The organism is Streptomyces sp. NPDC007901 (assembly GCF_042959465.1).
GTDB lineage: Bacteria > Actinomycetota > Actinomycetes > Streptomycetales > Streptomycetaceae > Streptomyces.
Window position 1 is genome coordinate 722,016 of sequence record NZ_JBIBKW010000001.1, and the last position, 23,926, is coordinate 745,941.

The 23,926-nt window shown below is 70.8% G+C and carries 21 protein-coding genes and 1 pseudogene; 10 read left to right on the forward strand and 12 right to left on the reverse strand.

Going from position 1 to position 23,926, the window contains the following annotated elements; all coding sequences use genetic code 11:
• Positions 1-5 precede the first annotated feature (5 nt).
• The 4 genes from ACFZDK_RS03530 to ACFZDK_RS03545 form a co-directional block, all read right to left on the reverse strand.
• Positions 6-731 (reverse strand): Mut7-C RNAse domain-containing protein, encoded by a 726-nt coding sequence (locus ACFZDK_RS03530; RefSeq protein WP_390969320.1) that lies wholly within the window; start codon positions 729-731, stop codon positions 6-8.
• Between the two features lie 33 nt (positions 732-764).
• Positions 765-1,406 (reverse strand): TetR family transcriptional regulator, encoded by a 642-nt coding sequence (locus tag ACFZDK_RS03535; RefSeq protein ID WP_390969322.1) that lies wholly within the window; start codon positions 1,404-1,406, stop codon positions 765-767.
• The gene (locus ACFZDK_RS03540; protein WP_390969324.1) at positions 1,403-2,971 is read right to left on the reverse strand and encodes a DHA2 family efflux MFS transporter permease subunit; all 1,569 of its coding nucleotides are present in this window, start codon (positions 2,969-2,971) and stop codon (positions 1,403-1,405) included. Before ACFZDK_RS03540 ends, ACFZDK_RS03535 begins: the two co-directional genes overlap by 4 nt.
• Before the next feature lie 113 nt (positions 2,972-3,084).
• Positions 3,085-3,771, reverse strand: coding sequence for a hemolysin III family protein (locus ACFZDK_RS03545; protein ID WP_390969326.1), 687 nt, complete (start codon positions 3,769-3,771; stop codon positions 3,085-3,087).
• A 366-nt stretch (positions 3,772-4,137) separates the two neighbouring features.
• On the opposite strand from ACFZDK_RS03545, the gene ACFZDK_RS03550 reads away from it, so the two are divergent.
• The 3 genes and pseudogenes from ACFZDK_RS03550 (at position 4,138) to ACFZDK_RS03560 (ending at position 8,028) form a co-directional block, all read left to right on the forward strand.
• A complete protein-coding gene (locus tag ACFZDK_RS03550) occupies positions 4,138-5,964 on the forward strand; it encodes a phosphoenolpyruvate carboxykinase (GTP) (RefSeq protein ID WP_390969327.1) in 1,827 nt (608 codons plus the stop codon).
• Positions 5,965-6,310: 346 nt separating this feature from the next.
• A complete protein-coding gene (locus tag ACFZDK_RS03555) occupies positions 6,311-6,706 on the forward strand; it encodes a hypothetical protein (protein ID WP_390969329.1) in 396 nt (131 codons plus the stop codon).
• Between the two features lie 42 nt (positions 6,707-6,748).
• Positions 6,749-8,028 (forward strand): annotated as a pseudogene (locus tag ACFZDK_RS03560) (RNA-guided endonuclease InsQ/TnpB family protein).
• Here the strand turns inward: ACFZDK_RS03560 and ACFZDK_RS03565 are convergent.
• The 6 genes from ACFZDK_RS03565 to ACFZDK_RS03590 all read right to left on the reverse strand — a co-directional run bounded on the left by ACFZDK_RS03565 (position 8,011) and on the right by ACFZDK_RS03590 (position 14,422).
• On the reverse strand, positions 8,011-8,637 hold the full coding sequence (locus ACFZDK_RS03565; protein WP_390969330.1) for a hypothetical protein: 627 nt from the start codon (positions 8,635-8,637) through the stop codon (positions 8,011-8,013). The pseudogene ACFZDK_RS03560 and the gene ACFZDK_RS03565 sit on opposite strands and share 18 nt — an antisense overlap.
• A complete protein-coding gene (locus ACFZDK_RS03570; RefSeq protein WP_390969332.1) occupies positions 8,624-10,165 on the reverse strand; it encodes a substrate-binding domain-containing protein in 1,542 nt (513 codons plus the stop codon). The genes ACFZDK_RS03565 and ACFZDK_RS03570 overlap by 14 nt, the downstream gene beginning before the upstream one ends.
• Positions 10,162-11,361 (reverse strand): toxic anion resistance protein, encoded by a 1,200-nt coding sequence (locus tag ACFZDK_RS03575; protein ID WP_390970091.1) that lies wholly within the window; start codon positions 11,359-11,361, stop codon positions 10,162-10,164. The genes ACFZDK_RS03570 and ACFZDK_RS03575 overlap by 4 nt, the downstream gene beginning before the upstream one ends.
• A gap of 30 nt (positions 11,362-11,391) precedes the next feature.
• On the reverse strand, positions 11,392-12,468 hold the full coding sequence (locus ACFZDK_RS03580) for a hypothetical protein (RefSeq protein ID WP_390969334.1): 1,077 nt from the start codon (positions 12,466-12,468) through the stop codon (positions 11,392-11,394).
• Between the two features lie 244 nt (positions 12,469-12,712).
• Positions 12,713-13,117, reverse strand: a complete 405-nt coding sequence (locus tag ACFZDK_RS03585) for a hypothetical protein (protein ID WP_390969336.1) — start codon at positions 13,115-13,117, stop codon at positions 12,713-12,715.
• 93 nt (positions 13,118-13,210) lie between these two features.
• Positions 13,211-14,422 (reverse strand): aminotransferase class I/II-fold pyridoxal phosphate-dependent enzyme, encoded by a 1,212-nt coding sequence (locus ACFZDK_RS03590; protein WP_390969338.1) that lies wholly within the window; start codon positions 14,420-14,422, stop codon positions 13,211-13,213.
• 192 nt (positions 14,423-14,614) lie between these two features.
• Here ACFZDK_RS03590 and ACFZDK_RS03595 point away from each other — a divergent pair, with 192 nt between their 5' ends.
• Positions 14,615-15,262 (forward strand): hypothetical protein, encoded by a 648-nt coding sequence (locus ACFZDK_RS03595; RefSeq protein WP_390969340.1) that lies wholly within the window; start codon positions 14,615-14,617, stop codon positions 15,260-15,262.
• A gap of 141 nt (positions 15,263-15,403) precedes the next feature.
• Positions 15,404-16,237, forward strand: a complete 834-nt coding sequence (locus ACFZDK_RS03600; protein ID WP_390969342.1) for a trypsin-like peptidase domain-containing protein — start codon at positions 15,404-15,406, stop codon at positions 16,235-16,237.
• Between the two features lie 84 nt (positions 16,238-16,321).
• Here the strand turns inward: ACFZDK_RS03600 and ACFZDK_RS03605 are convergent, their stop codons facing one another.
• Positions 16,322-17,932, reverse strand: coding sequence for an amidohydrolase family protein (locus tag ACFZDK_RS03605; RefSeq protein ID WP_390969343.1), 1,611 nt, complete (start codon positions 17,930-17,932; stop codon positions 16,322-16,324).
• 10 nt (positions 17,933-17,942) lie between these two features.
• Positions 17,943-19,220, reverse strand: coding sequence for an alanine racemase (locus ACFZDK_RS03610; protein WP_390969345.1), 1,278 nt, complete (start codon positions 19,218-19,220; stop codon positions 17,943-17,945).
• Between the two features lie 202 nt (positions 19,221-19,422).
• Here ACFZDK_RS03610 and ACFZDK_RS03615 point away from each other — a divergent pair, with 202 nt between their 5' ends.
• The 5 genes from ACFZDK_RS03615 to ACFZDK_RS03635 all read left to right on the forward strand — a co-directional run bounded on the left by ACFZDK_RS03615 (position 19,423) and on the right by ACFZDK_RS03635 (position 23,924).
• Complete coding sequence (locus ACFZDK_RS03615) at positions 19,423-20,526, forward strand: PfkB family carbohydrate kinase (RefSeq protein ID WP_390970093.1); 1,104 nt, start codon at positions 19,423-19,425, stop codon at positions 20,524-20,526.
• On the forward strand, positions 20,523-21,287 hold the full coding sequence (locus ACFZDK_RS03620) for an IclR family transcriptional regulator C-terminal domain-containing protein (protein WP_390969347.1): 765 nt from the start codon (positions 20,523-20,525) through the stop codon (positions 21,285-21,287). Before ACFZDK_RS03615 ends, ACFZDK_RS03620 begins: the two co-directional genes overlap by 4 nt.
• Complete coding sequence (locus ACFZDK_RS03625) at positions 21,287-21,697, forward strand: Rid family hydrolase (RefSeq protein ID WP_390969349.1); 411 nt, start codon at positions 21,287-21,289, stop codon at positions 21,695-21,697. Before ACFZDK_RS03620 ends, ACFZDK_RS03625 begins: the two co-directional genes overlap by 1 nt.
• Before the next feature lie 115 nt (positions 21,698-21,812).
• Entirely contained in the window at positions 21,813-23,291 is a 1,479-nt protein-coding gene (locus ACFZDK_RS03630; RefSeq protein ID WP_390969351.1) for a gluconate:H+ symporter, read from the forward strand.
• 78 nt (positions 23,292-23,369) lie between these two features.
• Positions 23,370-23,924 carry a hypothetical protein gene (locus ACFZDK_RS03635; protein ID WP_390969353.1) on the forward strand — a complete coding sequence of 185 codons (555 nt, stop codon included), beginning with the start codon at positions 23,370-23,372 and terminating at the stop codon, positions 23,922-23,924.
• Positions 23,925-23,926: the final 2 nt, after the last annotated feature.

Here is a 23,926-nt window from a genome sequence, read left to right on the forward strand (position 1 = left end):
AAAGGTCAGGGGCGTTGGAAGGTGAGGGCGCGTTCCACGATTGCTTCCAGTTGGTCGTGGTGCGCGCCCTTCCAGTAGGCGCGGCCGCACTCCGTGCACTGGGCGAAGACGTCGTACGAGCGTTCCGTGCCGCCCTTCAGCTGGTCGGCGACCTGCTCCTTGGTGGCTTTCTCCAGCAGGCCGTTGCAGGCCGTGCAGCGGGTCCAAGGGCGCAGTTCGGGGCGGAAGCGGTCGAGGATGTCGTGGAGTTGGTCGTCGGGGGCGGTGCTGTAGACGTAGGCGCCGGCCCAGAGTTCGCGGCGGCGCAGCAGGCCCCGGTCGCGGCTGAGCATCACGCGCTTCTCCGTCGCCGAGCGGGTCGCGAGGGCGGGGTCGCCGATGTCGGTGGACTCGTAGGCGGTGTCGACGCCGAGGAGGCGGAGACGGCGGGCGAGGGTGCCGAGGTGGACGTCGAGGAGGAAGCGGAGCGGGGCGCCGGGGACGGGCTGGGGGCGGGTGACCGGGCGTACGGTCACCCGCTCGCCGTGCGCCGGGATGTGGGCGACGGGGACTTCGCGGCCGTCCACCAGCAGGGCGCCCACCTCGGTGAGGGGGACGCCGAGGGACTCGATGACGTGGCCGAGCGTCGAGACGCCGTCGACGGCGAGCGGGTGGGTGCCGGCGCGCCGGGCGTGCGGGACGAACAGGGCCAGCTCGGGGGCGACTTCGACGTGGATCTCGGAAGCGTTCACCTGGTCAGGATGGCATGGGCGACGGCCGTGACCTCAGGGGTTTTCGGTGGGCAGGCCGTGCTCGATGACGTTCAGGGCGCGGTCGACGAGGGACTCGAAGTCGTCCTCGTGCTCGTTCTCCGCCCAGTACATCGAGGTCTCCATGAGCCCGCCGATGATCGACATCGCGTAGACCCGGACCTCCAGGCTCTGCGGGTCCCGGCCGGTGCGCTCGCCGATGGCCCGGCAGAGCATGCGGCCGGTCTCCGACATGCTCTCCATCATCCGGGAACGGACCGCCGGGACCTCGGCCATCAGCCGGGTGCGGAGCCGGGAGACCCGGAGGGGTTCCTTCATGCCCAGCTGGACCGCCCGGCGCATCACATGGCGGAGGGAGTCCGGCCACGGCTCGTCGCCGGGCCGGGACCGGAGCTCCTCCACCATGAGCGGGTCGTACTCGTCGGTGAGGACGATGTCCTCCTTGGTCGGGAAGTACCGGAAGACGGTCGACGGTGACACCTCGGCCCGCTCGGCGATCTGCTCGATCGTCGTGGCGTCGTAGCCCTGCTCCTCGACCAGTGCGTAGGTCGCGGAGCGGATGGCCTCGCGGGTCTTGATCTTCTTCCGTTCGCGCAGGCCGAGCCGGGGGTTGTCGGCGGCGGAGAGGGAGGTGTCTGGTGCCGTCATGCTGGTCATTGTCCGGCATCGGCGGTGGCGGAGGCCACGGCCGGGGACTCGTTCCCCTCGGTACGGCGGTCGGTCGGGGCGTTGGGCAGGAGCGCGGCGGCCGGCAGCGCGGTGGCGAGTGCGGCGATGCCGCAGACCAACAGGACCAGGCCCATGCCGTGGACGTACGAGGCGTTCGCCGAGGCGACGAGGTGGGTCGAGCCGGTCTTCCCGGCGACCAGGTGGGCGGCGACGACGGACTCGCCGGCGGTGTGGCCGAGCGGGGCGGGCAGGCCGGTGATGTCCAGGCGGTCGCGGAAGGCGCCGGCCAGCAGGCTGCCGAGCAGGGCGATGCCGATGGCGCCGCCGACCTGGCGCAGGGTCATCAGCAGCCCGGAGCCGCTGCCGGCCCGGTCCGCGGGCAGGGCGGCGAGCGCGCCGTCCATCGAGGGGACGACGGAGAAGCCGAAGCCGAGGCCCGCGACGGAGAGCCACAGCGCGGTGAAGCCGTAGCCGTCGTGGACGGTCGTACGGCTGCCGAGGAGGGCGGCGAAGGCGAGGACGACCAGGCCCGCGGCGACCACGGCCCGGGCCCCGAAGCGTTCGACGAGCGGCTGCGCGGCCCGCGCGGCGATGATCAGGCCGCCCATCATGGGCAGCATGCGCAGGCCGGTGCCGAAGGCGTCGTTGCCGAGGACCGCCTGGAGGTAGGGCGGCAGCACGAACATCAGGCCGGAGAGCACGAACATCACCAGGGTCGCCGCGGACGCGTTCAGCAGGAAGCCGCGGTGGGTGAGCAGCGCCATGTCGAGCATGGGGCGCTCGACCTGGCGTTCGCGCAGCACCAGGGCCCCGACGAGGACCACGGCGAGGGCGAACAGGGCCAGGACCAGCGGGTCGCCCCAGCCGCGGTCGGGGGCCTCGATGATCGCGTAGATCAGGGCGCCGAGGCCGGTCGCGGTGAGCACGGTGGACAGGACGTCGACCTTCGGGGAGGCGGGGTCGCTGGTCTCCGGGAGCAGGAAGACGCAGGCGGCGACGCCGATGGCGACCATCGGCACGTTGATCAGGAAGACCGAGCCCCACCAGAAGTGGTTGAGCAGCCAGCCGCCGATGATCGGGCCGAGCGGCAGACCGAGCGCCGAGGCGGCGGAGACGATGCCGACGGCACGGGTGCGCTCGGCCGGGCCGAACAGCGAGGGCAGCACGGACATCGCCAGCGGCATGACCAGGGCCGCGCCGACGCCCATCACGGTGCGGGCGGCGATCACCCAGTTCACGTCGCCGGCGAGGGCGCCGATCACCGAGCCGCCCAGGAAGATCACCAGACCGGTGACGAGCATCCGGCGGCGGCCGAAGCGGTCGCCGAGCAGTCCGGCCGGGAGCATCAGCGAGGCGAAGACGACGACGTACGCGTCGGCCATCCACTGCTGCTGGCTGGTGGTGGCGCCGAGCTGCTCGGCCATGGTCGGCAGCGCCACGTTGAGGATCGTGGTGTCGAAGCCGAGCACCAGCATGCTCGCGACCAGGGCGCCCAGCGCCCACCAACGGCGGGGGTCGAGACGTGTCTCTTCGGTATGAGTGACAGTAGCCATGAAATGAGAGTAGCTCTCAAAATCGAGGGACTGTCAATGGGGAGTCGATGTCAGGGCATGAAAAAGTGGCCACGGCTGGGGAGCCGTGGCCACTCGGAGGAGGGGTGGGGGAGCTACGCGTGCTGGTACGCCACCAGGGAGATCCCCACGTAGTGGACGACGAACGCGGCCAGCGTGAGGGAGTGGAAGACCTCGTGGAAGCCGAAGTAGCGCGGGGACGGGTTGGGGCGCTTGATGCCGTAGATCACGCCGCCCGCGCTGTAGAGCAGGCCGCCCACGATCACCAGGACCAGCACGGCGATGCCGCCGGTGCGCATGAAGTCGGGCAGGAAGAAGACCGCCGCCCAGCCCATCGCTATGTAGCAGGGCGTGTACAGCCAGCGCGGGGCGCCGACCCAGAACACCCGGAAGACGATGCCCGCGGCCGCCGCGCCCCAGATGCCCCACAGCAGCCACTGCCCCTTCGCTCCGGGCAGGAGCAGCATGGTCAGGGGCGTGTAGGTGCCGGCGATGATCAGGAAGATGTTGGCGTGGTCGAGTCTGCGCAGGATGCCGTCCATGCGCGGGCTCCAGTCGCCCCGGTGGTACAGCGCGCTGACGCCGAACAGCAGGCAGGCCGTCAGGGCGTAGATCCCGCAGGCGATCCGGCCGCGCGGTGAGTCCGCGAGGGCGGTGAGGACGAGTCCCGCGATGAGTACGGCCGGGAACATGCCCAGGTGCAGCCAGCCGCGCAGCTTGGGCTTGACCTGTTGTGACAGGGAGGAGAGCGCGGCGGGGGCGGACGCAGTCATGCACCGCATCGTACCTACGGAACCGTAGGTTACGGGTCGGTCTCGCTCGATGACCTTGCCGGAGTGGCCATCGTCTCATGTCTCCCCGGCGCCTGGGTGGTACGTGGGCCCCGCATGGACGGGTGAGGGCAAAAAGATCTCAAGTTGAACTCAATGTGGACGCAAAGAAGCGCAGGAAAACACGGAAACCGTGGTGTTCCTCACGTCGCTCATCTGTGACTCCCTCTGGACAGATGGGTGATCGAGTCGGAGGATCAAATGAGTGCGGTCGGCACCGGATGAGCGGCTACGAAGCATCCGGGTCGCGGCCCCCACGGGGCAATGAGGTCCTCAGCGGACCAAAAAGATCAAAAAAACCCTCATTTAGGAGCAATCGTGGCGCGCGACATCGCGGCTCCCACCACCGTCATCCCCACCAACCATCAGGAACTGATCTCGTGGGTCAACGAGATCGTCGAACTGACGCAGCCGGACAGCGTGGTCTGGTGTGACGGATCCGAGGCCGAGTACGAGCGACTGTGCGAAGAGCTCGTGGCGAAGGGCACCTTCAAGAAGCTCGACCCGATCAAGCGCCCCCACTCCTACTACGCGGCCTCCGACCCGACCGATGTCGCCCGGGTCGAGGACCGCACCTTCATCTGCTCCGAGCAGGAGAAGGACGCGGGCCCGACCAACCACTGGAAGGATCCCGCGGAGATGCGGGAGATCTTCTCCGGTGAGCAGGGCCTGTTCCGCGGCTCGATGAAGGGCCGGACGATGTACGTCGTCCCGTTCTGCATGGGCCCGCTGGGCTCGCCGCTCTCCGCGCTCGGCGTGGAGATCACCGACTCCGCGTACGTCGCCGTCTCCATGCGCACGATGACGCGCATGGGCCAGGCGGTCCTCGACGAACTCGGTGACGACGGCTTCTTCGTGAAGGCCGTGCACACCCTGGGCGCCCCGCTCGCCGAGGGCGAGGCGGACGTCCCCTGGCCGTGCAACCGGACCAAGTACATCTCGCACTTCCCCGAGTCGCGCGAGATCTGGTCCTACGGCTCCGGCTACGGCGGCAACGCCCTGCTCGGCAAGAAGTGCTACGCCCTGCGCATCGCGTCGGTGATGGCACGCGACGAGGGCTGGCTCGCCGAGCACATGCTGATCCTCAAACTGACGCCCCCGCAGGGCGAGTCGAAGTACGTCGCCGCCGCCTTCCCGAGCGCCTGCGGCAAGACCAACCTCGCCATGCTGGAGCCCACCGTCTCCGGGTGGACCGTCGAGACCATCGGCGACGACATCGCCTGGATGCGGTTCGGCGAGGACGGCCGCCTCTACGCGATCAACCCCGAGGCCGGCTTCTTCGGCGTCGCGCCCGGCACCGGTGAGCACACCAACGCCAACGCGATGAAGACGCTGTGGGGCAACGCGGTCTTCACCAACGTCGCCCTCACCGATGACGACGACATCTGGTGGGAGGGCATGACGGAGGAGACTCCGGCCCACCTCACGGACTGGAAGGGCAACGACTGGACGCCGGGTTCCGAGACCCCGGCCGCCCACCCCAACGCCCGCTTCACCGTGCCCGCCGCGCAGTGCCCGATCATCGCGCCGGAGTGGGAGGACCCGAAGGGCGTGCCGATCTCGGCGATCCTCTTCGGCGGCCGCCGCGCCACCGCCGTACCGCTGGTGACCGAGTCCTTCGACTGGAACCACGGTGTCTTCCTGGGCGCCAACGTGGCCTCCGAGAAGACCGCCGCCGCCGAGGGCAAGGTCGGCGAGCTGCGCCGCGACCCGTTCGCGATGCTGCCGTTCTGCGGCTACAACATGGGCGACTACATGGCCCACTGGATCGACGTGGCCAAGGACAAGGACCAGGCCAAGCTGCCGAAGATCTACTACGTCAACTGGTTCCGCAAGAACGACGCGGGCAAGTTCGTCTGGCCCGGCTTCGGCGAGAACTCCCGCGTCCTGAAGTGGATCGTGGAGCGGCTGGACGGCAAGGCGGCGGGCGTGGAGACGCCGATCGGTGTGCTGCCGACCCGGGAGGCCCTCGACACCAACGGGCTCGACCTCGCCGACAGCGACCTCGACTTCCTGCTGACCGTCGACAAGGAGGTCTGGCGGGAGGAGGCGGCGCTCGTTCCCGACCACCTCAACACCTTCGGCGAGCACACGCCGAAGGAGCTGTGGGACGAGTACCGGTCGCTGGTCGAGCGCCTGGGCTGAGTCCCGTACGAAGGACTCCGCGGCCGGTTGGGGGATGTGCCCTGACCAGCGATCGTCACGACCGGCCGCGGTGTGAACCGGCGAGGCCGCGCACAACGGCGTGTGCGGCCCACGGGCCTGCCGTCACCTGCTCCGTTCGCCTTGACGGTCGCGGGGACGGCAGGCCTTCGCCTGTGTGGGTGGGGCCCGGTCGCCCGCCCGGCTGATTTCCTGCGGCCGGTGGGCGCAAGGCGGCTCGTGGCGAGCCGACCCGGGGACCGGTGCCGGAACGCTGGCGGCCGTGATCACACCATATGTTCGGTCGTTCACACCTGGTGTTCGATCGCTCACGGTCCGCGCCGGAACCGTGACGGCCGCCCTCCTGGCGCTCGTCCTGGCCCTGCCCGGCACCGCGGTCGCCGCCCCCGGCGACCTGGACACGGGCTTCGGCAACGGCGGCACGGTCCTCACCGACGTCGGCTCCTCCGCCGACGACTCGGTACCGGAGAGCGACTTCGCGCTGACCCGGCACAACCCCGACGGCACCCTGGACCCGGGCTTCGGGGGCGACGGCAAGGTCACCACCCCCATCAACAACATGATCACGGACGGCGACCTCCAGTGGAGCGAGGCCCACGCCGTGGCGCTGCAGCCCGACGGCAAGATCGTGGTGGCGGGCGAGGTCGGCTCCACCCGCGGTGTCCGGTCCGCCCGTGCTGCGGCACACGGTGGCGAGGTCGCTCGATCGGGTGACGCATGGTGAACGTACGGTGGGCAGTCGGACGCGTGTGTAAGTTCGGTGATCGTGAAGCTGGTGATGCAGGTCCGATTGCTGCCGACGCCCGTGCAGGCGGCGGCGCTGGAGGCGACCCTGCGTGCCTGCAATGAAGCGGCAACCTGGGCCAGCGGCGTTTCGAGAAGGACGTGAAGAACAACTTCGCGCTTCGCAAGCACACCTACAGTGAGATCAAGGCCCGCTGGGGGCTGGGCGCGCAGGCAGCCCAGCACGTCATCAAGAAGACCTGCGACGCGTACGCCACACTCAAGGCGAACCTGAAGGCCGGCTACCTGGGCAGGCCCGGCTCGAAGCGGTATCGCAGGGCTGTGGAGAAGCCGGTCGCCTTCCGTCCGCAGGGCGCGCAGCCTTACGACGACAGGATGCTGTCCTGGCAGATCGACCGGCGCCGGATCTCGATCTGGACTACCGCCGGGCGGATCAAGGACGTGGCGTTCATCGCCTCGCCGGAGCAACTGGCCACGCCGGCGCTCTACCGCAGAGGCGAGTCTGACCTGGTGTGGCGGGACGGCATGTGGTTCCTCAACGCCACCTGCGAGGTGCCCGAAGCGCCACCGAACACCGATCCGGTGGACTTCCTCGGCATCGACCTGGGCATCGTCAACATCGCCACCACCAGCGACGGTGGCATCATGGCCGGACGCGAACTTAACCGCATCCGCACCCGGGCGCGCACGCTCCGCGCCAAGCTGCAGAAGAAGAACACCCCGTCCGCCAAGCGACGTCTGAAGAAACGGCGGCGCAAGGAAGCACGGCGGGCACGGGACATCAACCACAAGATTGCCAAGTATGTGGTGGCCGAGGCAATGGGGGTACCTCCCACGCCCTTAAGGCAGTGGGGGAGCACCGGTCGTGGGATTGCCCTGGAAGACCTGACGGGCATCCGTGAACGGGTACGGCTTCGAAAGCCCCAACGGGCCACCCACTCCAGCTGGGCCTTCGCCCAGCTGGGGCAGTTCATCGCGTACAAGGCCCGCCGTGCGGGGGTGCCCGTGGTGTATGTCGATCCGGCATACACCTCCCGCACCTGCGCTGAGTGCGGGTACGTCGACAGGGCGAATCGGGTGAGTCAGGCCTGGTTCGCCTGCCGGTCCTGCGGATTCGTTGATCACGCAGACCGGAACAGCTCCCGCAACATCCGCGCCCGTGCGTGGGAGTTGTGGCGACGCGGGGCGCAGTCAACCGCCCCAGAACCACTCCCCGAACCGGGGCGTGGGACAGGACGCAAACGCAGCACCGCCACCAGTGGCGCCCGTTGTGCAAGCCCGGGACTAGTCCAGGGGTGTTGACTTGTTGCGGTCCTCCAGATACCGGGTGTGCGTCTCCTGGCGGCGGGCCTCGGCGTCCCTGAGGTCGGCCGCCAGCCGTTCCGCCTCCTCCTTCAGGAGGGCCAGCTGGCGCTCCAGGTGCCGCTCCGGCGGCTCCTGCCCGGGGGCCAGGCGCGTCCACCACCGGGTGCGGACGAAGCTGTCGACCGCCTCCGGGATGTCCTGCCGTACCGTCCGCGACAGGACATGGACGCTCTCCGGGTCCTGGGCGAGCAGCTCGGCGGGCCGGCCGGGATCGAGCAACGCCGTCAGCAGGTCCGTCAGTTCCGCCAGCCGCGCCTCGGTCGAGGCCGGCAGGCCCACCTCCGCCAGATAGGTCTCCAGCTTGCGGAAGTCCGCCCGCACCTCGCCCAGCTGGGCGGACGGGGTCGGGAACTCCGGCAGCGGCGGGCGTTCCGGCGGGGCGATCAGCGCGCCCGCGCCGTACAGGCCCGCCACCACGACCGGCCAGTACGTGCCCGCCACCCCGGTGAAGGTCAGGACCAGGCCGACGAGTCCGGCCGCGCCGCCCGTGAGGTTCTTCCGGGACTCGAGGTAGGCGAGGACCCCATGGGTCTTATTGGTAGCCACGGATCTCCTCGAAGGCGCCGTCCAGGGAGCCCTGCTGCGCGTCGAAGAGACGGCCGCCGGTCAGGGTGGCGATGTGCTGGAGTTCGGCGCGGGAGGAGTCGCCGAAGAGGATGGGGAAGACGGGGATCTGCTGCCGGTCGGCGGAGAGCTTGTTGTAGAAGGCGTCGAAGTCACCGACCTTGGCGCCCGTGGTGTTCTCGCCGTCGGTCATCAGCACGATCGACGTGAAGGTCTCCTGGGAGGGGTTCAGCTGCGCGTACGCCTTCTCCAGGGAGGTGTAGATGGCCGTGTTGCCGTCGGCGTGCAGGGCGTCGGTGTCCTTGCGGATCGCGGCGAGGTCGGACTTGTCGTCGACCACGTGGGTGCTGACGCTCTTCACGTCCGAGCCGAACGGCATCAGGGTGACCTCCTCGCGGTCGCGGAAGTCACCGGTGAGGCCGGTGAGGGCGGCTTTCAGGCGGGAGAGGCGGTCGCCCTCCATCGAGCCCGAGGTGTCCAGGACGTAGACGGTGCGGGAGGGCCGGCGCAGGTCGTTCTCGTAGGCGGAGATGAGCCCGTCGGCCACCGACTGGCTGCCGGGGAAGGGGAGTTCGCGGCGGCGGCTGGTGTCGAGGCCGGCGGCCGGCGGGACGGCGGCCACCACCGGGCGGCGGTGCGTGGTGTCCGTGATGAGTTTCTGCACGGCCGCGGTGCGCAGGTCCTCCGTCACCCGGCGGACGTCCTCGCGGGTCGCCGAGGAGGTCGAGGCCAGGGAGGAGAGCGGGTAGTCGGCGGTGACCACACCGTCGGTCGGACGGATCACCGTCAGGCCGGGGATCTCCTGGAGGACCGACTCGTAGTTGAGCAGCGCGTCGACGTTGCCGCGCCGCTTGTAGGCCGAGGCCAGCCAGCCGGAGGAGCCCGAGGTCAGGGTCTGGCCCTGGAAGAACTTCTTCAGCCGGGGCGTCGCCTTGGTGACGTCGTCGTCCGTGAGCGCCGACTGGGCGCCGGAGAGCGCGGAGGCCACCGAGACCAGCGTGGAGAAGCCGGAGTTGGAGCGGGCCGGGTCGGTCATGCCGTACGTCAGTCTGCCCGCCTCGACGGCCTGCTCGACCTGGGACCAGGTGACGGCGGCCGGCTTCCAGCCCAGCGACCGGACGGTGGCCGTCTTCACGCCGATCGCGACCGGACTGGACATGATCGAGGTCTCGGAGACGACCTTCTTCGCCGCCTGAGGGCGCAGCCGCAGGTAGTCGTCGGAGGACAGCCACAGCGCGTCGTACCTGCCGTCGACCTTCCCCTTGGCCAGCAGGTCGACGGCGTCCAGGGTGCCCATGTAGGTCGGGCGGATGGTTACCCCGGTGTCCTTGCGGACGCGGTCGAACACGGCGGTCATGTCGCTGAGTTCGGAGGAGGCGAGGACCCGCAGGGTGCCCGCCTTGGGGGCCGTGGAGTCGTCGTCGCCGTGGTCCTCGGGGGTGCAGCCCGCCAGGACGACGGCCGCCGTCGCGAGGAGGGCGGAAAGGGCGTGGAGCGTGCGTCTGTTCATGCGAGGCCGCCCTCCAGCGCGCCCTTCGCCCGGCTGCGCTCCAGGTAGGCGCTCGCCTGCTGGAGTTCGTCCGTGAGGGACTGCACGGTGTTCGCCATCACCTCGGTCGCCTGCACCTTGTAGGTGTCGATGGTGTCGAGGGTGCGGTAGATCTGCTGGAAGGCGGCGCGCAGGGTCTCGGCGCCGACCGCCGGGTCGGCCGCGATCCGCTGGATCTCGCCGCTCTGCGTGGCGAGCATCTCGGCGTTGCCGCGGATCAGGTCCTCCGTCGTCCCGCGCAACGCGTTGACCTGCTCGATGACCTTTTTCTGGTTGTCGAGCGCGGAGGCCAGCATCACCGAGATGCGCAGGGCGGACACGGTGGTGGTGGCGGCCCGCTCGACGCCCTTGATCAGCTCGTCGTTGTTGCGGCGTACGACGTCCATCGCCAGGTAGCCCTGCGCGGAGACCGCGAGTTGGGTGAGCAGGTCCTGGTGCTTCTGCCGGACCGGGAAGAGCACGTCCGCGCGGACGGCGTCGGCCTCCTGGGGGTCCGTGAGCCGGACGATGTGCTGCTCCACGGCGGTGTCCAGGGTCTGGGTGAGGACCACGTACTCCTGGAGCTTGCCCATGGTCTCCCAGAGCCGGACCCGCTCGGTCTGCAACGCGGCGTTGTCACGGCGGAGTTCGTCCTGCCCGCCGCGCAGCGACCCCACGATCTTGTTCAGCGTGCCCTGCGCGGTGGCGTATTTGGCGACGTGGTCGCGGAGCTTGTTGCCGCCGGGCAGCCGGGAGAGGAACGTGCGGCCCTTGCTCGCGGGCAGGTCGCGCGGGTCCAGGTCCTCGACGACCCGGCGGAGTTCGACGAGCGAGCCGGCCACCTTGGTCTGGGCGTCGCCGCCCTTGTCGGGCAGGCTGCGCACCGCGCGTTCCAGCATGCGGTTGGACTGCGAGGCGGCGGTGCGCATCTCGCCGGCGCCGAGGCCGGTGATCTCGCCGACCTTGCTCGCGAACTCCGGTGACCGGGCGTCCAGGGCGGCGAGGTCCCGGACGTAGCCGGCGGCCTTGTGCGCCATGTCCGCACGGACGCTGTCCTCCACGGGCACCAGTCCGCCGGCCTTCTCCCGCGGTACGGGCGCGACGGCCTCGGGCGGGGTCAGGGTGAAGACGTCCTCGCCGCTGAGGGTGGGCGCGTGTTCACCGCCGCTCGGTGTCATCTTGTCGAAGTTGCTCACAGGATCCCCCCGTCAGCCGCGCGCCCGGCGGGCCATCTCGTGCAGCACCGCGGAGGTGGGCACGGGCGCCTGCCGGACGCCGGTCAGTGTCTGGTTGAGGTAGGCGGCGTGGTCGGCGGTGGCCCTGACGAACTCGGCGGAGTCGCCCTGGGGCCGGAAGCCGTGCTTGACGGCGAGCTTGCGCAACGTCGGGTCGGTGCTGAGGAGTTGGCCGAGCCCCCGGCCGGCGTCGTCCAGCGGCACGATCGTGTGGTCGCTGTTGACCGTGGTGTCCGGGTAGAGGACCACGAGGTCGTCGGCGCCGTGCTGTTCGGCGAGCAGCGACACCACCTGCGACTCGTACAGGCACACCAGCGGGTTGCCGGCGCCGCTGATGAAGTCCCGGAACACCGAGTCGCTGCTGGGCTGCTGGGCGCCCTGGACGCTGACGAGCTTGTGCAGCAGCGGGGCGGTCCTCGCGACCTCGGCGGTGCTCGCCACCACCCGGCCGCCGTTGGCGACATAGGAGGCGGCGGCCAGGTAGAGGGCACCGGAGTTGGAGGTCTCGGGGTCGGTGCTGGTGATGTACAGCGTCCCGGTCAGCTCTCCGTGCGCCTTGGCCCCCTTCAGCTGCTGCCAGGTGCGGTCGTGCTCGGCCGCGGCCAGGTAGGCGCTCATCTTCAGGGTGCCCTTGCCCTTGCCGTCGAGGACGGCGAGCCCGTTGGCGGCGAGCACCTCGGCCGCGCTGCGGTGGGCCACCACCACGAGGGGCGAGTAGAAGGGCCGGGGGAGGGGCTGGCGGGCGTGGTACTTCTCGGCCAGCTGGTCGGCGGGTGCCGAACTGGACGGGAAGGCGAAGTCGTAGCCCTTCAGGTCCAGGTCCTCCATGGCCCAGGACCCCGACGCCTCCGTCTTCACGGTGTAGCCCTTGGCGGCGAGGGCCTTCACCACATCGGGATCGGCGAAGAAGTCCGACTTCTCCGAACCGATCACACCGCGCACGGTCTTCGTTGCCGTGCCCTTGTCATCCCCATGTCGGCCTGCGACGACGGCAGCCACCACGCCACCGATCAGCAGCACCGCCAGGATGATTCCCGCGATACGTCTCACGCGGGGGAGCGTGCTCACGGAACCCCACGTTCCTGGGCGTCCGGGGTGAACGGGGGGTGAATCGGACGTCCCGGATTACAACGGGGGGACGAGGATCGAGCAGAGGTGCGCCGACCGCGCGGGCCACCGGGGGGCGCGGGAGGTCAGGAGGGTATGGCAACCCGGTCCGCGCGTCGCTGCGGGAGCGCGCGGACCGGGGCCGTTCGGGGGTGCGGGCGGGGGGTGCCCGCTGGGGTGTTGCGGGTCAGCCGGCGGTGGTGAGTTCCGTCGCCGCCGCGTGTGCGTCCATGCGCTCCGCGGCGAGGATCGCCGCCGCGGTGTCGGCGCGGGACGCCGCGACCACCAGGGCCCGGCCCGCGAGTGCGTGGGCGCGCTCGTGGAGCGCGGCCGGCTGCCCGACCGCCGCCGGCGCGCGGACCGGGGTCCGTCCGCCCCGCAGCCGGGCCACCTGCTCGGCCAGCCGGGTCGCGGCCGCGTCGAGGTCGGTGGACGGCGTGCGGGAGCGCAGCTCGTCGGTGACGGCGAGCAGTGCCGCGAGATGTCCCGCGAGCTGGATGTCCAGCTCCTCCTCGCGCGTGCGGTGCGGGAAGTCGGAAGGGGCGCCGGCCATCGTGCTGTGCACCGACTTGGTGCGGATCGGTTCGTACATGGGAGATGGCCTCCTGTGCTGTGACAGGAAACCATCCTAGCTTAGATCTCGTCTAAAGTTGACCCGTGTCACGGTCGGTGGCCCGGCGGCTACCTATGGCTGGCCGTACCCGTCCAGGAACCGGCCGATCCGGGTGATCGCGTCCCGCAGGTCGCCCACCGTCGGCAGGGTCACCACCCGGAAGTGATCCGGCTCCGGCCAGTTGAAGCCGGTGCCCTGGACGACCATGATCTTCTCCTGCCGCAGCAGGTCCAGGACCATCTGCCGGTCGTCCTTGATCTTGAAGACCTGGGGGTCGAGCCGCGGGAAGAGATAGAGGGCGCCCTTGGGGCGGACACAGCTCACGCCCGGGATCTGGGTGAGCAGCTCGTAGGCCGTGTCCACCTGCTCCTTCAGCCGCCCGCCCGGCAGGACCAGGTCGTTGATCGTCTGGCGCCCGCTGAGCGCGGCCACGACACCGTGCTGGCCGGGCATGTTCGCGCACAGCCGCATGTTCGCGAGGATCGTCAGGCCCTCGATGTAGGAGTCGGCGTGCGCGCGGGGGCCGGAGATGGACATCCAGCCGACCCGGTAGCCGGCCACCCGGTACGCCTTGGACATGCCGTTGAAGGTGAGGGTGAGCAGATCGGGGGCGACCTTGGCGGTCGGGGTGTGCGTGGCGCCGTCGTAGAGGATCTTGTCGTAGATCTCGTCCGAGCAGACCAGCAGGTTGTGGCGGCGGGCGATGTCGGTCAGCCCGCGCAGCATCGCCTCGTCGTACACCGCGCCCGTCGGGTTGTTCGGGTTGATGACGACGATCGCCTTGGTGCGGTCGGTGACCTTGCGCTCTATGTCGGCGAGGTCGGGCATCCAGTCTGCCTGCTCGTCGCAGCGGTAGTGCACGGCGGTGCCGCCGGAGAGGGAGACCGCCGCGGTCCACAGCGGGTAGTCCGGCGCCGGTACGAGGACCTCGTCGCCGTCGTCCAGCAGGCCCTGCATCGCCATCACGATCAGCTCGGAGACGCCGTTGCCGATGAAGACGTGCTCGACGTCGGTCTCGATGCCGATGGTCTGGTTGTGCATGACGACCGCGCGCCGGGCGGCCAGCAGGCCCTTCGCGTCGCCGTAGCCGTGTGCCGAGGAGACGTTGCGGAGGATATCCTCCAGGATCTCCGGCGGGCACTCGAAGCCGAAGGCGGCCGGGTTCCCGGTGTTCAGCTTGAGGATGCGGTGCCCCGCGGCCTCGAGCCGCATCGCCTCCTCGAGAACCGGTCCCCGGATCTCGTAACAGACATTGGCGAGCTTGGTCGACTGGATCACCTGCATGCCGCTGAGCTTACGGGGAGGTAACACGCGCCGTGTCGTGTTTTCCGACACGTGAGACACGGGCGTGGTGCGCGCGGGGCCCTGCCGGGGTCCCGCCGGGGTGCCGGTGAGGCGTCGGTGCGGCCCGGCGGTTTGGCCTGTTATCGCCGGTAGCTGTCTCAAAGGCTCCTCCCCTCCCTACAATCCGCGTCCATGCCGAGACCTGCCGAGGACGAGACCGGGGCGCCCAGCGTCTACCAACCCCAGGGCGAACCGGCCCCCCCGTACGGCGAGTACCGGGACCCCGCGTCCGCGCACGGCTGGCTCAACGCATACGACGAGACGCGCGAACTGCCCCGGATCGCCTCCACCGCTCCGCAACCGGGCCGCGCGGACCGGCGGCGGGCGGCCCGCGACACGGCCGCCCGGCGCTCCAGGCGCGTGGCGGTCGCCGTGGGGGCGGTGGGTGCCGCGTCCGTGGCCGCGCTGATCGCCGGCTTCGCCCTCTCCTCGTCGCCCGACGGCACCCAGGGAGAGCAGGACCGTACCGGGCACGCGACGGACGGGTCCTCGACGCGGGCGCAGGCGCCGGAGGGGGGTCCGGGCAGCGCGTCCGCCGCCTCGCCCTCGGTGAAGTCGGCCGCGCCGGTCGCGCGGACCCCCTCGGCCCGGGCCACCACGCCGACGGCCGCGGCCTCCACGGCCGGGGCGTCCGCGTCGGCGAGCGGCTCGCCGAGCGCCACCTCGACCCGCGGTGCGAGTACGACGCCGACGCCGACCGCCACCGCGGCGACGTCGGCCCCGACCTATCCGGGGCACGGCTGGGGGCACGGGCGGGGCGGCGGCGGCAGGTCCCACTAGCGGGCCGTACGGAAATCCGCCAACGCCGGGCCGGAAACAACTCCTTGCTCTCGCGGCCTGTTGTGCTGAGAATGCACATGACAAAAACAACGGGTGGCCGGAAGATCTCCGGTCACCTCGTCGTATAGAGGGGACCCCCACATGAACAAGCCTCTCGTCGCCGCGCTCGCCTCCCTGGCCATCACCGGGATCGGCACGGCACCGGCGGTCGCCGCACCGCAGGCCAAGGCGGCCGCGGCGGTGACCGTCAACTTCGCGGGCACCGTCTCGCTCAGCAACTGCTCCGGCTCCGTCATCCGCTTCCCGAACTCCGCGGACACCGACCCGGCCCTGGTGCTGACCAACGGCCACTGCCTGGAGACCGGCTTCCCGGACCCCGGCGAGGTCATCACCGGCCAGTCCTCCAGCCGTACCTTCGGACTGCTGAACTCCTCCGGCACCCGTGTCGCCACGCTCCGCGCCAACCAGGTCGTCTACTCGACGATGACCGACACGGACGTCACGATCTACCGCACCACCACGACGTACGCGGCGATCAAGAGCTCCTACGGCATCAGCCCGCTGACCGTCAGCGACACCCACCCGACCGCCGGCACCGCCATCAAGGTCGTCTCCGGCTACTGGAAGACGATCTACAGCTGCAACATCGACGGGTTCGTGTACCGGCTGAAGGAGGGCGACTGGACCTGGAAGGACTCGGTCCGTTACACCTCCGCGTGCAACACGATCGGGGGGACCTCGGGGTCGCCGGTGATCGACACCACCACCGGGCAGGTCGTCGCCGTCAACAACACGGGCAACGAGGACGGGGAGCGGTGCACCGTCGACAACCCGTGCGAGGTGGACCAGAACGGGACCGTGACGGTGCGGCAGGGGATCAACTATGCCGAGGAGACGTACAACATTCCGGCGTGCTTCACGACGGGGAATGCGCTGAACCTGAGCGCGAGTGCGTGCACGTTGCCGAAGCCGTAGGGGGGTCCGGTTTTCGGGTGCGGGTTCGGTGGGGGCTGGTCGCGCCCACGCGGCGGAGCCGCACATCGATACAGCCCCGCGCCCCTAAAGGGGCGCTCTTCGTACCGCTCGTCCAGCCAGTACGTCCGTCCTGTGGCCGTCCTCGATCACGAAGCCGCCGTTGATCAGGACGTGGGGGATGCCTGTCGGTAGCCGGCGGGGCTCTTCGAACGTCGAGCCTGCCGCCACTGTCGTCGGGTCGAAGAGGACGAGGTCGGCGCGGTGGCCTTCGCGGATGAGGCCGCGGTCCGGTAGGCGGAGCCGGGCCGCGGGGCGGGAGGTGAGGTGGGCGACGCACTCCTCCAGGGGGAGGATGCCCAGGTCCCGTACGTAGTGGCCGAGGTAGTGCGGGAAGGTGCCGTAGGCCCGGGGGTGGGGCTTCGCGCCGTGCAGGATGCCGTCCGAGCCGCCGGTGTGGACGGGGTGGCGCATGATCGTGCGGACGTTCTCCTCGTGGCCCACGTGCTGGAGGATCGACGGAGCGAGGCGGTCCGCCAGCAGGAGGTGGCGGGCCGTCGTCCACGGGGTCTCGCCTCGCTCTCGCGCCGACTCCTCGACCGTACGGCCGACGAAGTCCGTCAGCGCCGGATCGGCCACGCCCGAGATCTCGATCGTGTCCCACTCGATGGGGACGCCGTGGCAGCCGTCGGAGCCGAGGGCCTCCAGATGGTGGCGGATGCGTTCGGATGTGTCGTCGTCCGCCAGGCGGGCCAGGGCCGCCTCCGGTCCGCCCTCGTTCGCCCAGCTCGGCAGCATCGCCGCGAGGGTGGTGCTGCCGGGGGTGTAGGGGTAGGTGTCGAGGGTGATGTCGGCGCCGGCGGCCAGGGCCTCGTCCAGGAGGGACAGCAGCTCGGGTGCCCGGCCCTTGTTCACGCCGAAGTTCATGGTGGCGTGGGCGAGATGGAGGGGGCAGTTCGCCTCTCGGGTGAGGGCCAGCATCTCCTCGTAGGCCTCGAGGGCTCCCGCGCCGTACGAGCGGTGGTGGGGGCAGTAGTAGCCGCCGTACTCCGCCACCACCCGGCACAGCTCGGTCAGTTCGGCGTCCTTGGCGTACATGCCGGGGGTGTAGGTCAGGCCGGAGGACAGGCCCACCGCGCCCTGTTCCAGGCCCTCCGCCACCAACTGCCGCATCCGGTCCAGCTCTTGTGGTGTCGCCTCGCGGTCCTCCCAGCCGACGGCGAGTGCGCGGACCGTGCCCTGGGGGATCAGATAGGCCGCGTTGACCGCGATGCCCCGGTCGAGACGGTCCAGGTACTCGCCGACCGACCGCCAGTCGAAGTCGATGTCGTCGCCGTGGCCGTTCCAGCCGGCGATCGCCCGGCGGACCTCGGCCAGGGTGCGGTCGTCGACCGGGGCGTACGACAGCCCGTCCTGCCCCAGGACTTCGAGGGTGACCCCCTGCGCGGCCTTGGCGCTGTGGTCGGGGTCGCGGAGCAGCGCCAGGTCGCTGTGCGCGTGCATGTCGATGAAGCCGGGGGAGAGGACCAGGCCCTCCGCGTCCAGTTCGCGCACCGCGCGCGGGCGCTGGCAGCCGGCCGCCGCGGCCTCCTTGACGATCGACACGATCCGGCCGTCGTCGACCACCACGTCCGCGCGGTAGGAGGGTGCGCCGCTGCCGTCGACGACGTCCGCGTCCCGGATGACCAGATCCTCCACTGGGCGCTCCCTAGAAGTAGGTGCGGATGTAGTCGACGACCGTTCCGTCCGCCTCCGCGACCGGGATCAGCTGCCACTTGTCGAACGAGGTGCACGGGTGGGACAGGCCGAGGCCCACCCAGTCCCCGACCTCCAGATCCGCCCCGGGAGCGGTGCGCAGCCAGGTGTGCTGGTCGGAGAGGCCGGTGACCTCGATGCCGGTCGCCGGGCGCTCGCCGCCCTCCCGGCGGACCACCTGGGCGAAGGGGAGGTGGAGGTCGTAGGCCGCGTCCCGCTTGCCCGCGTTGGCGAAGGCCTGCTCGGGGGAGGGACGGGAGACGACCTGGGCCCAGAGCCGGAAGGCCGGTTCCAGGGCGCCCTCCCCGGGGACCCGGTTGAAGGGGGTGATCTCGCGGTAGTGGCCGTCGTCGTGCGAGACGTACGCGCCCGAGCGCAGCAACTTCAGGACGGGGCGGGAGAGTTCGGGCACGGTGGCGAAGACGTCCGCCACCGCGTCGAACCAGGCGCTGCCGCCCGCGCTGACGACGATCTCGTCCGTCCCGGCGAACCGTCCGGCCCCGTCGAACTCCACGGCGAGCGCGACGAGGCGGCGCAGATAGGCGTGCACCCGGTCCGGGTCCGCCTGCGGCACCTCGCCCTCGTACCCGGCCACCCCCACCAGCCGCAGGGTCTCCGTCCCGGCCACCGCGTCGGCGACCGCCGCGCACTCCGCCTCCGTACGGACGCCGGTGCGGGCGCCCTCCCCTGCGGCCAGCTCGACGACCACGTCCACGGGACGCGAGGTCCCCTTCAGGGCCGCGTCCATCAGGCCGACCCCGCGCACGGAGTCGACGTAGCAGACGAAGCGGAAGTCCGCGTCCCGCTCCAGCTCGGCGGCGATCCAGCGGAGCGCCGGGGCGTCCACGAGCTCGTTGGCGAGGAAGACCCGGCGGGTGCCGAACGCCCGCGCCACCCGCACCTGGTGCGGCACGGCGAGGGTGATGCCCCACGCCCCGTGCTCGACCTGGCGCTGGAACAGCTGCGGGGCCATGGAGGTCTTGCCGTGCGGGGCGAAGGCGAGGCCGTGCCGTGCGGCGTACGTCTCCATCAGCGCGAGATTGTGCTCCAGGCGCTCGGCGGACAGGGCCAGCACCGGAGTGGCGAAGCCGTCGGAGAAGAGGTTGCGGCGCTGGGCGGCCAGCTCGCCGACGGTCAGTCCCTCGGCGTCCGGCGGAAGACCCTTGAAGCGGTGGTCCACGCGCTCCTCCGCGAGCCGCGCGAGCGCTTCGGTGCCGGGGTCGAGGGTCACGGAGCCTCCCTGATCGGGGTGGTTGCAGTATGTGCAACGTCCATTGCGTATATCGCTTACCGCTGTCTAACATCCACGCCAACGCCGGGTCAATGGAGCCCGCAACGACCCTTCCCCGACGACGAGGAGCCCGACCATCGTGAAGGCCACGGACGCGGTCGACGCCGTTGACGCACCGGACGTCGTCGCGCTCGGCGAGTCCATGGTCACCTTCCTGCCCAGCCGGCCGGGCCGCCTCGCGGACGTACCGTCCTTCGACCGTGCGATCGGCGGCGCCGAGTCCAACGTGGCCTGCGGGCTGGCTGCCGCCGGCCACGCGGTGCGGTGGGTCAGCCGGGTCGGGGCGGACGGGTTCGGCGACCACCTGGTCGAGACGGTCGCGTCGTACGGCGTCGACGTCTCGTACGTGGACCGCGATCCGGCCCGTCCGACGGGGGTGTACTTCCGTACGGCGGAGGACCGGACGACGGACGCGCACGAGGTGGCGTACTACCGGGCGGGGTCGGCGGCGTCGGTGATGTCGGTGGCCGACGTGGACCTGGCGGCGGCGCGTGCGGGGCGGATCCTGCATCTGTCGGGGATCACGGCGGCGCTGTCGGAGGGCTGCCTGGGGCTGCTGCGCGAGCTGACGGCTCCCGCCGGGGGGCGGCCGGTGGTGTCGTTCGACGTGAACCACCGGCCGGGGCTGTGGACCGGTTCCGGCGGCGCGGAGGTGCTGTTGGAACTGGCTCGGCGGGCCGACATCGTCTTTGTGGGGGAGGACGAGGCGGAGCTGGCGTGGGGGGTGACGGGAGGGCCGTCGGCGGTCCGGGAACTGTTGCCGGAGCCGGGGGTATTGGTGGTCAAGGAGGGGGCGAAGGGGGCGACGGCGTTTCAGCGGGGTGGTGCGGGCGGTGCGTCGGCCGCGGGCGGGTGGGGGCTGGTCGCGCAGTTCCCCGCGCCCCTTGCGGGGCGCAGCGGCACCCCGCAAGCGCGGGCGAGCGAAACCCCGCCCCCGGCCGACCCTCACGGCACCTTCGAACCCGCCCCCGCCGTCGACGTCGTAGCGACCGTCGGTGCAGGGGACGCCTTCGCCGCCGGATTCCTCTCCGGCGCCCTGCGCGGACTGCCCGTACGGAAGGGACTCCGGCTCGGGCATCTCTTCGCCGCCGCCGCCCTCACCACCCCCGCCGATCTCGCCCCGCCGCCCGCCCGCGACACCACCGACCGCCTGATCGGTCTCGACGACGCCGCGTGGGAGAGACTTCGACTCGGCCCCGGCTGGACGCAAGCCGGTATGGCCGAACAGGAGGTACGCACCCCATGAGCCAGACCGTCGACCGAGCGCTCAGCATCCTGCCCCTGCTCGCGGAGGGCCCCGCCGACCTCGGCCGGGTCGCCGACCGCCTCGGCGTGCACAAGTCGACCGCGCTGCGGCTGCTGCGCACCCTCCACGAACACGGCCTGGTCTACCGCCAGTCCGACCAGCGCTACCGCCTCGGCGCCCGGCTCTTCGCCCTCGCCCAGGAGGCGATGGAGAACCTCGACATCCGCGAGATCGCCCACCCCCACCTGGCCCGCCTCAACTCGGCCTGCGGACACACCGTGCACCTCGCCGTGTTCGAGGAGGGCGAGGTCCTCTACATCGACAAGGTCGAGAGCCGCTACCCGGTGCGCATGTACTCGCGGATCGGCAAGCCCGTCGCCATCACCGTCGCCGCCGTCGCCAAGCTGCTCCTCGCCGACCTGCCCGAGCCCGAGCGGCGGGCCCTCACCGACAAGCTCGACTACCCCATGTACACGGCCCGTTCGACCCCCACCGCGGAGGCCTTCCGCAAGGAACTGGCCCGGGTGCGCGAACAGGGCTGGGCCACCGACCTCGGCGGCCACGAGGAGTCCATCAACTGCGTGGCCGCACCGATCCGCGGTGCCGACGGGCGCGTCGTCGCCGCGATGTCGGTCTCCGCGCCCAACGTCGTCGTCACCGCCGACGAACTCCTCACCCTGCTCCCGCAGGTGCGCCGTACGGCGGACGCGATCAGCGGCGAGTACTCAGGCAGAACCCCGATCAAGGAAGCCGGCAACTGATGACCGAGAAGATCGCCCTCACCCCCACGACCCACACCACCCCGCCCGCGAAGTTCTCGCACGGGGTGAAGAAGGGCAACATCCTCCAGGTCGCCGGCCAGGTCGGTTTCCTGCCGGCCGAAGAGGGCAAGCCCCCGACCCCGGCCGGACCGACGCTGCGCGAGCAGACCCTCCAGACCCTCGCCAACGTCAAGGCGATCCTGGAGGAGGGCGGCGCCTCCTGGGACGACGTGATGATGATCCGCGTCTACCTGACGGACGTGGACCACTTCGCGGAGATGAACGGCATCTACAACACCTACTTCGAGGAGCAGGGCCTCACCGCCCCGCCCGCCGCCCGCACGACCGTCTACGTCGGTCTGCCCGCCGGCCTCCTCATCGAGATCGACGCCCTCGCCGTACTCGGCTGACGTCCCCGCAGCACCCCCCGCACCACCCCCGCACCACGGCACGGCACCCCGCACGGTCCCGTGCCGCGCTCCCCCCTGCCCGAAAGCACCATGTACTTACGCAGAGGACCCCCACATGTCCCTACCGCTCGCCGCCCCCACCACCCCCGCAGCCCCACCCCACACCGGTGGCCTGCTCCTCCTCCTCGACGGCACCGCCGGTCTCCTCACCGTCGCCGCCATCGGCATCGCGCTTCTCCTCTTCCTCATCATCAAGGCCCGGCTGCAGCCCTTCGTGGCCCTGCTCGCCGTCTCCATAGCCGTCGGCCTGCTGGCCGGACTCTCGGTCACCGAACTCTTCGGCACCGTCCAGCGCTCGGACGCGGTCTCCACCGTCGAGTCCGGAATGGGCGGCATCCTCGGCCATGTCGCGATCATCATCGGCCTCGGCACCATGCTCGGCGCGATCCTCGAAGTCAGCGGCGGCGCCGAGGTGCTGGCCACCCGGCTCCTCAACCTCTTCGGCGAGAAGCGCGCCCCGCTCGCCATGGGCCTCACCGGCCTCATCTTCGGCATCCCGGTCTTCTTCGACGTCGGCATCTTCGTGCTCGCCCCCCTCGTCTACGCGGCGGCCAAGCGCGGCGGCAAGTCGATCCTGCTCTACTGCCTTCCGCTCCTCGCCGGTCTCTCCATGACCCACGCGTTCCTGCCGCCGCACCCCGGCCCGGTGGCCGCCGCCGCGCTGCTGCACGTCCAGCTCGGCTGGGTCATCCTCATGGGCGTCGTCTGCGGCATCCCGGCGGTGCTGGCCGCCTGGGCGTTCTCGGCGTGGATCGGCAAGCGGATCTTCGTCGCCGTACCGCAGGACATGGTCGAGGCGGCGGAGGAGGCCAAGCAGGCTGTGGTGGCGGAACAGCGGGCGGCCGGGGTGGAGCCCCAGGAGCAGCCGGTCCCGCTCGGCACGGTCCTCGCCATCATCGGCACCCCGCTCGTCCTCATCCTCGCCGCGACCTTCTCCTCCATCGCCCTGGACCCCTCCACCGGCCGCTCGGTCATCGAGTTCTTCGGCACGCCGATGGTCGCCCTCACCCTCGCCCTGGTCCTCGCCTACTACCTGCTCGGCATCCGGCGCGGCTGGTCCCGCAGGTCCCTGGAGACCGTGTCCACCGCGTCCCTCAAGCCGGTCGGCAACATCCTGCTGGTGGTCGGCGCGGGCGGCATCTTCGGTGCCGTGCTGAAGGCCAGCGGGGTCGCCCAGGCACTCTCCGACACCTTCAACGGCGCCGGCCTCCCGGTGATCGTCCTCGCCTACCTCATCTCCGTCGTGCTGCGGGTCGCGCAGGGCTCGGCGACGGTGGCGATCGTGACGACGGCCGGCATCGTCGCCCCGCTGCTCGCCGAGGGCGACCACTCCCAGGCCTTCGTGGCCCTCGTCATCATGGCCGTCTCGGCGGGCTCCATCTTCGCCTCGCACGTCAACGACGGCGGCTTCTGGATGGTCGCCAAGTACTTCGGCATCAGCGAACGCGACACCCTCAGGACCTGGACCGTGCTGGAGACGGTGCTGTCGGTGGTGGGATTCACGGTGGCGGCCGTGCTCAGCGTCTTCGTGTAGGCGCGTTCGTGTAGGCGTCTCATAACGAAGTTGGGGCTGGCTGTGTCCGGCACAGGTTCTTCGACCATACTGCCCGCTGTGGAGCAGCGCATAGGAGCCAACAGCAAGCCCCTGGAAGGCGCCGGATTCGACCCGGCCTTCATCCCCGGGCTCACCTCGCCCGCGTCCGCCGAGCCGGAGGACGCGGCGCCGGAGGCCGCGGCGCCCGAGGCCGCCGAGGCCAAGGCCGCCGAGGTGGAGGAGGCCGAGGCGAAGGCCGTCGAGCCGGAGGCCGAGGACGCGGCGGACGACGCCGAGGAGGCGGAGCCCTCGGAAGGGCCCGCCTTCGAGGCCGCCGACCGTCGCGCGCGGATAGTGGCGGACGCCACCGGTGTGCGGCTCGCCCTCGACGAGGAGAAGTGCGAGTTCCGCTGGGAGGAGATCGGGGCGGTCGAGACCGAGGCCCCGCGCTTCGGCAAGCGGTTCACGATCACCGTCCACACCCCGGACCGCCGCTGGTACCCGATCGAGATCGAGGCGACGTCCCGGGCCCGCTTCAAGGAGTGGGAAGAGCAGCTGGACGCGGTCCTGGACGCGTACTTCGACGACGGTGCCGACACGTCCGAGGACGACACCGACACCGACGCCGAGTAGAG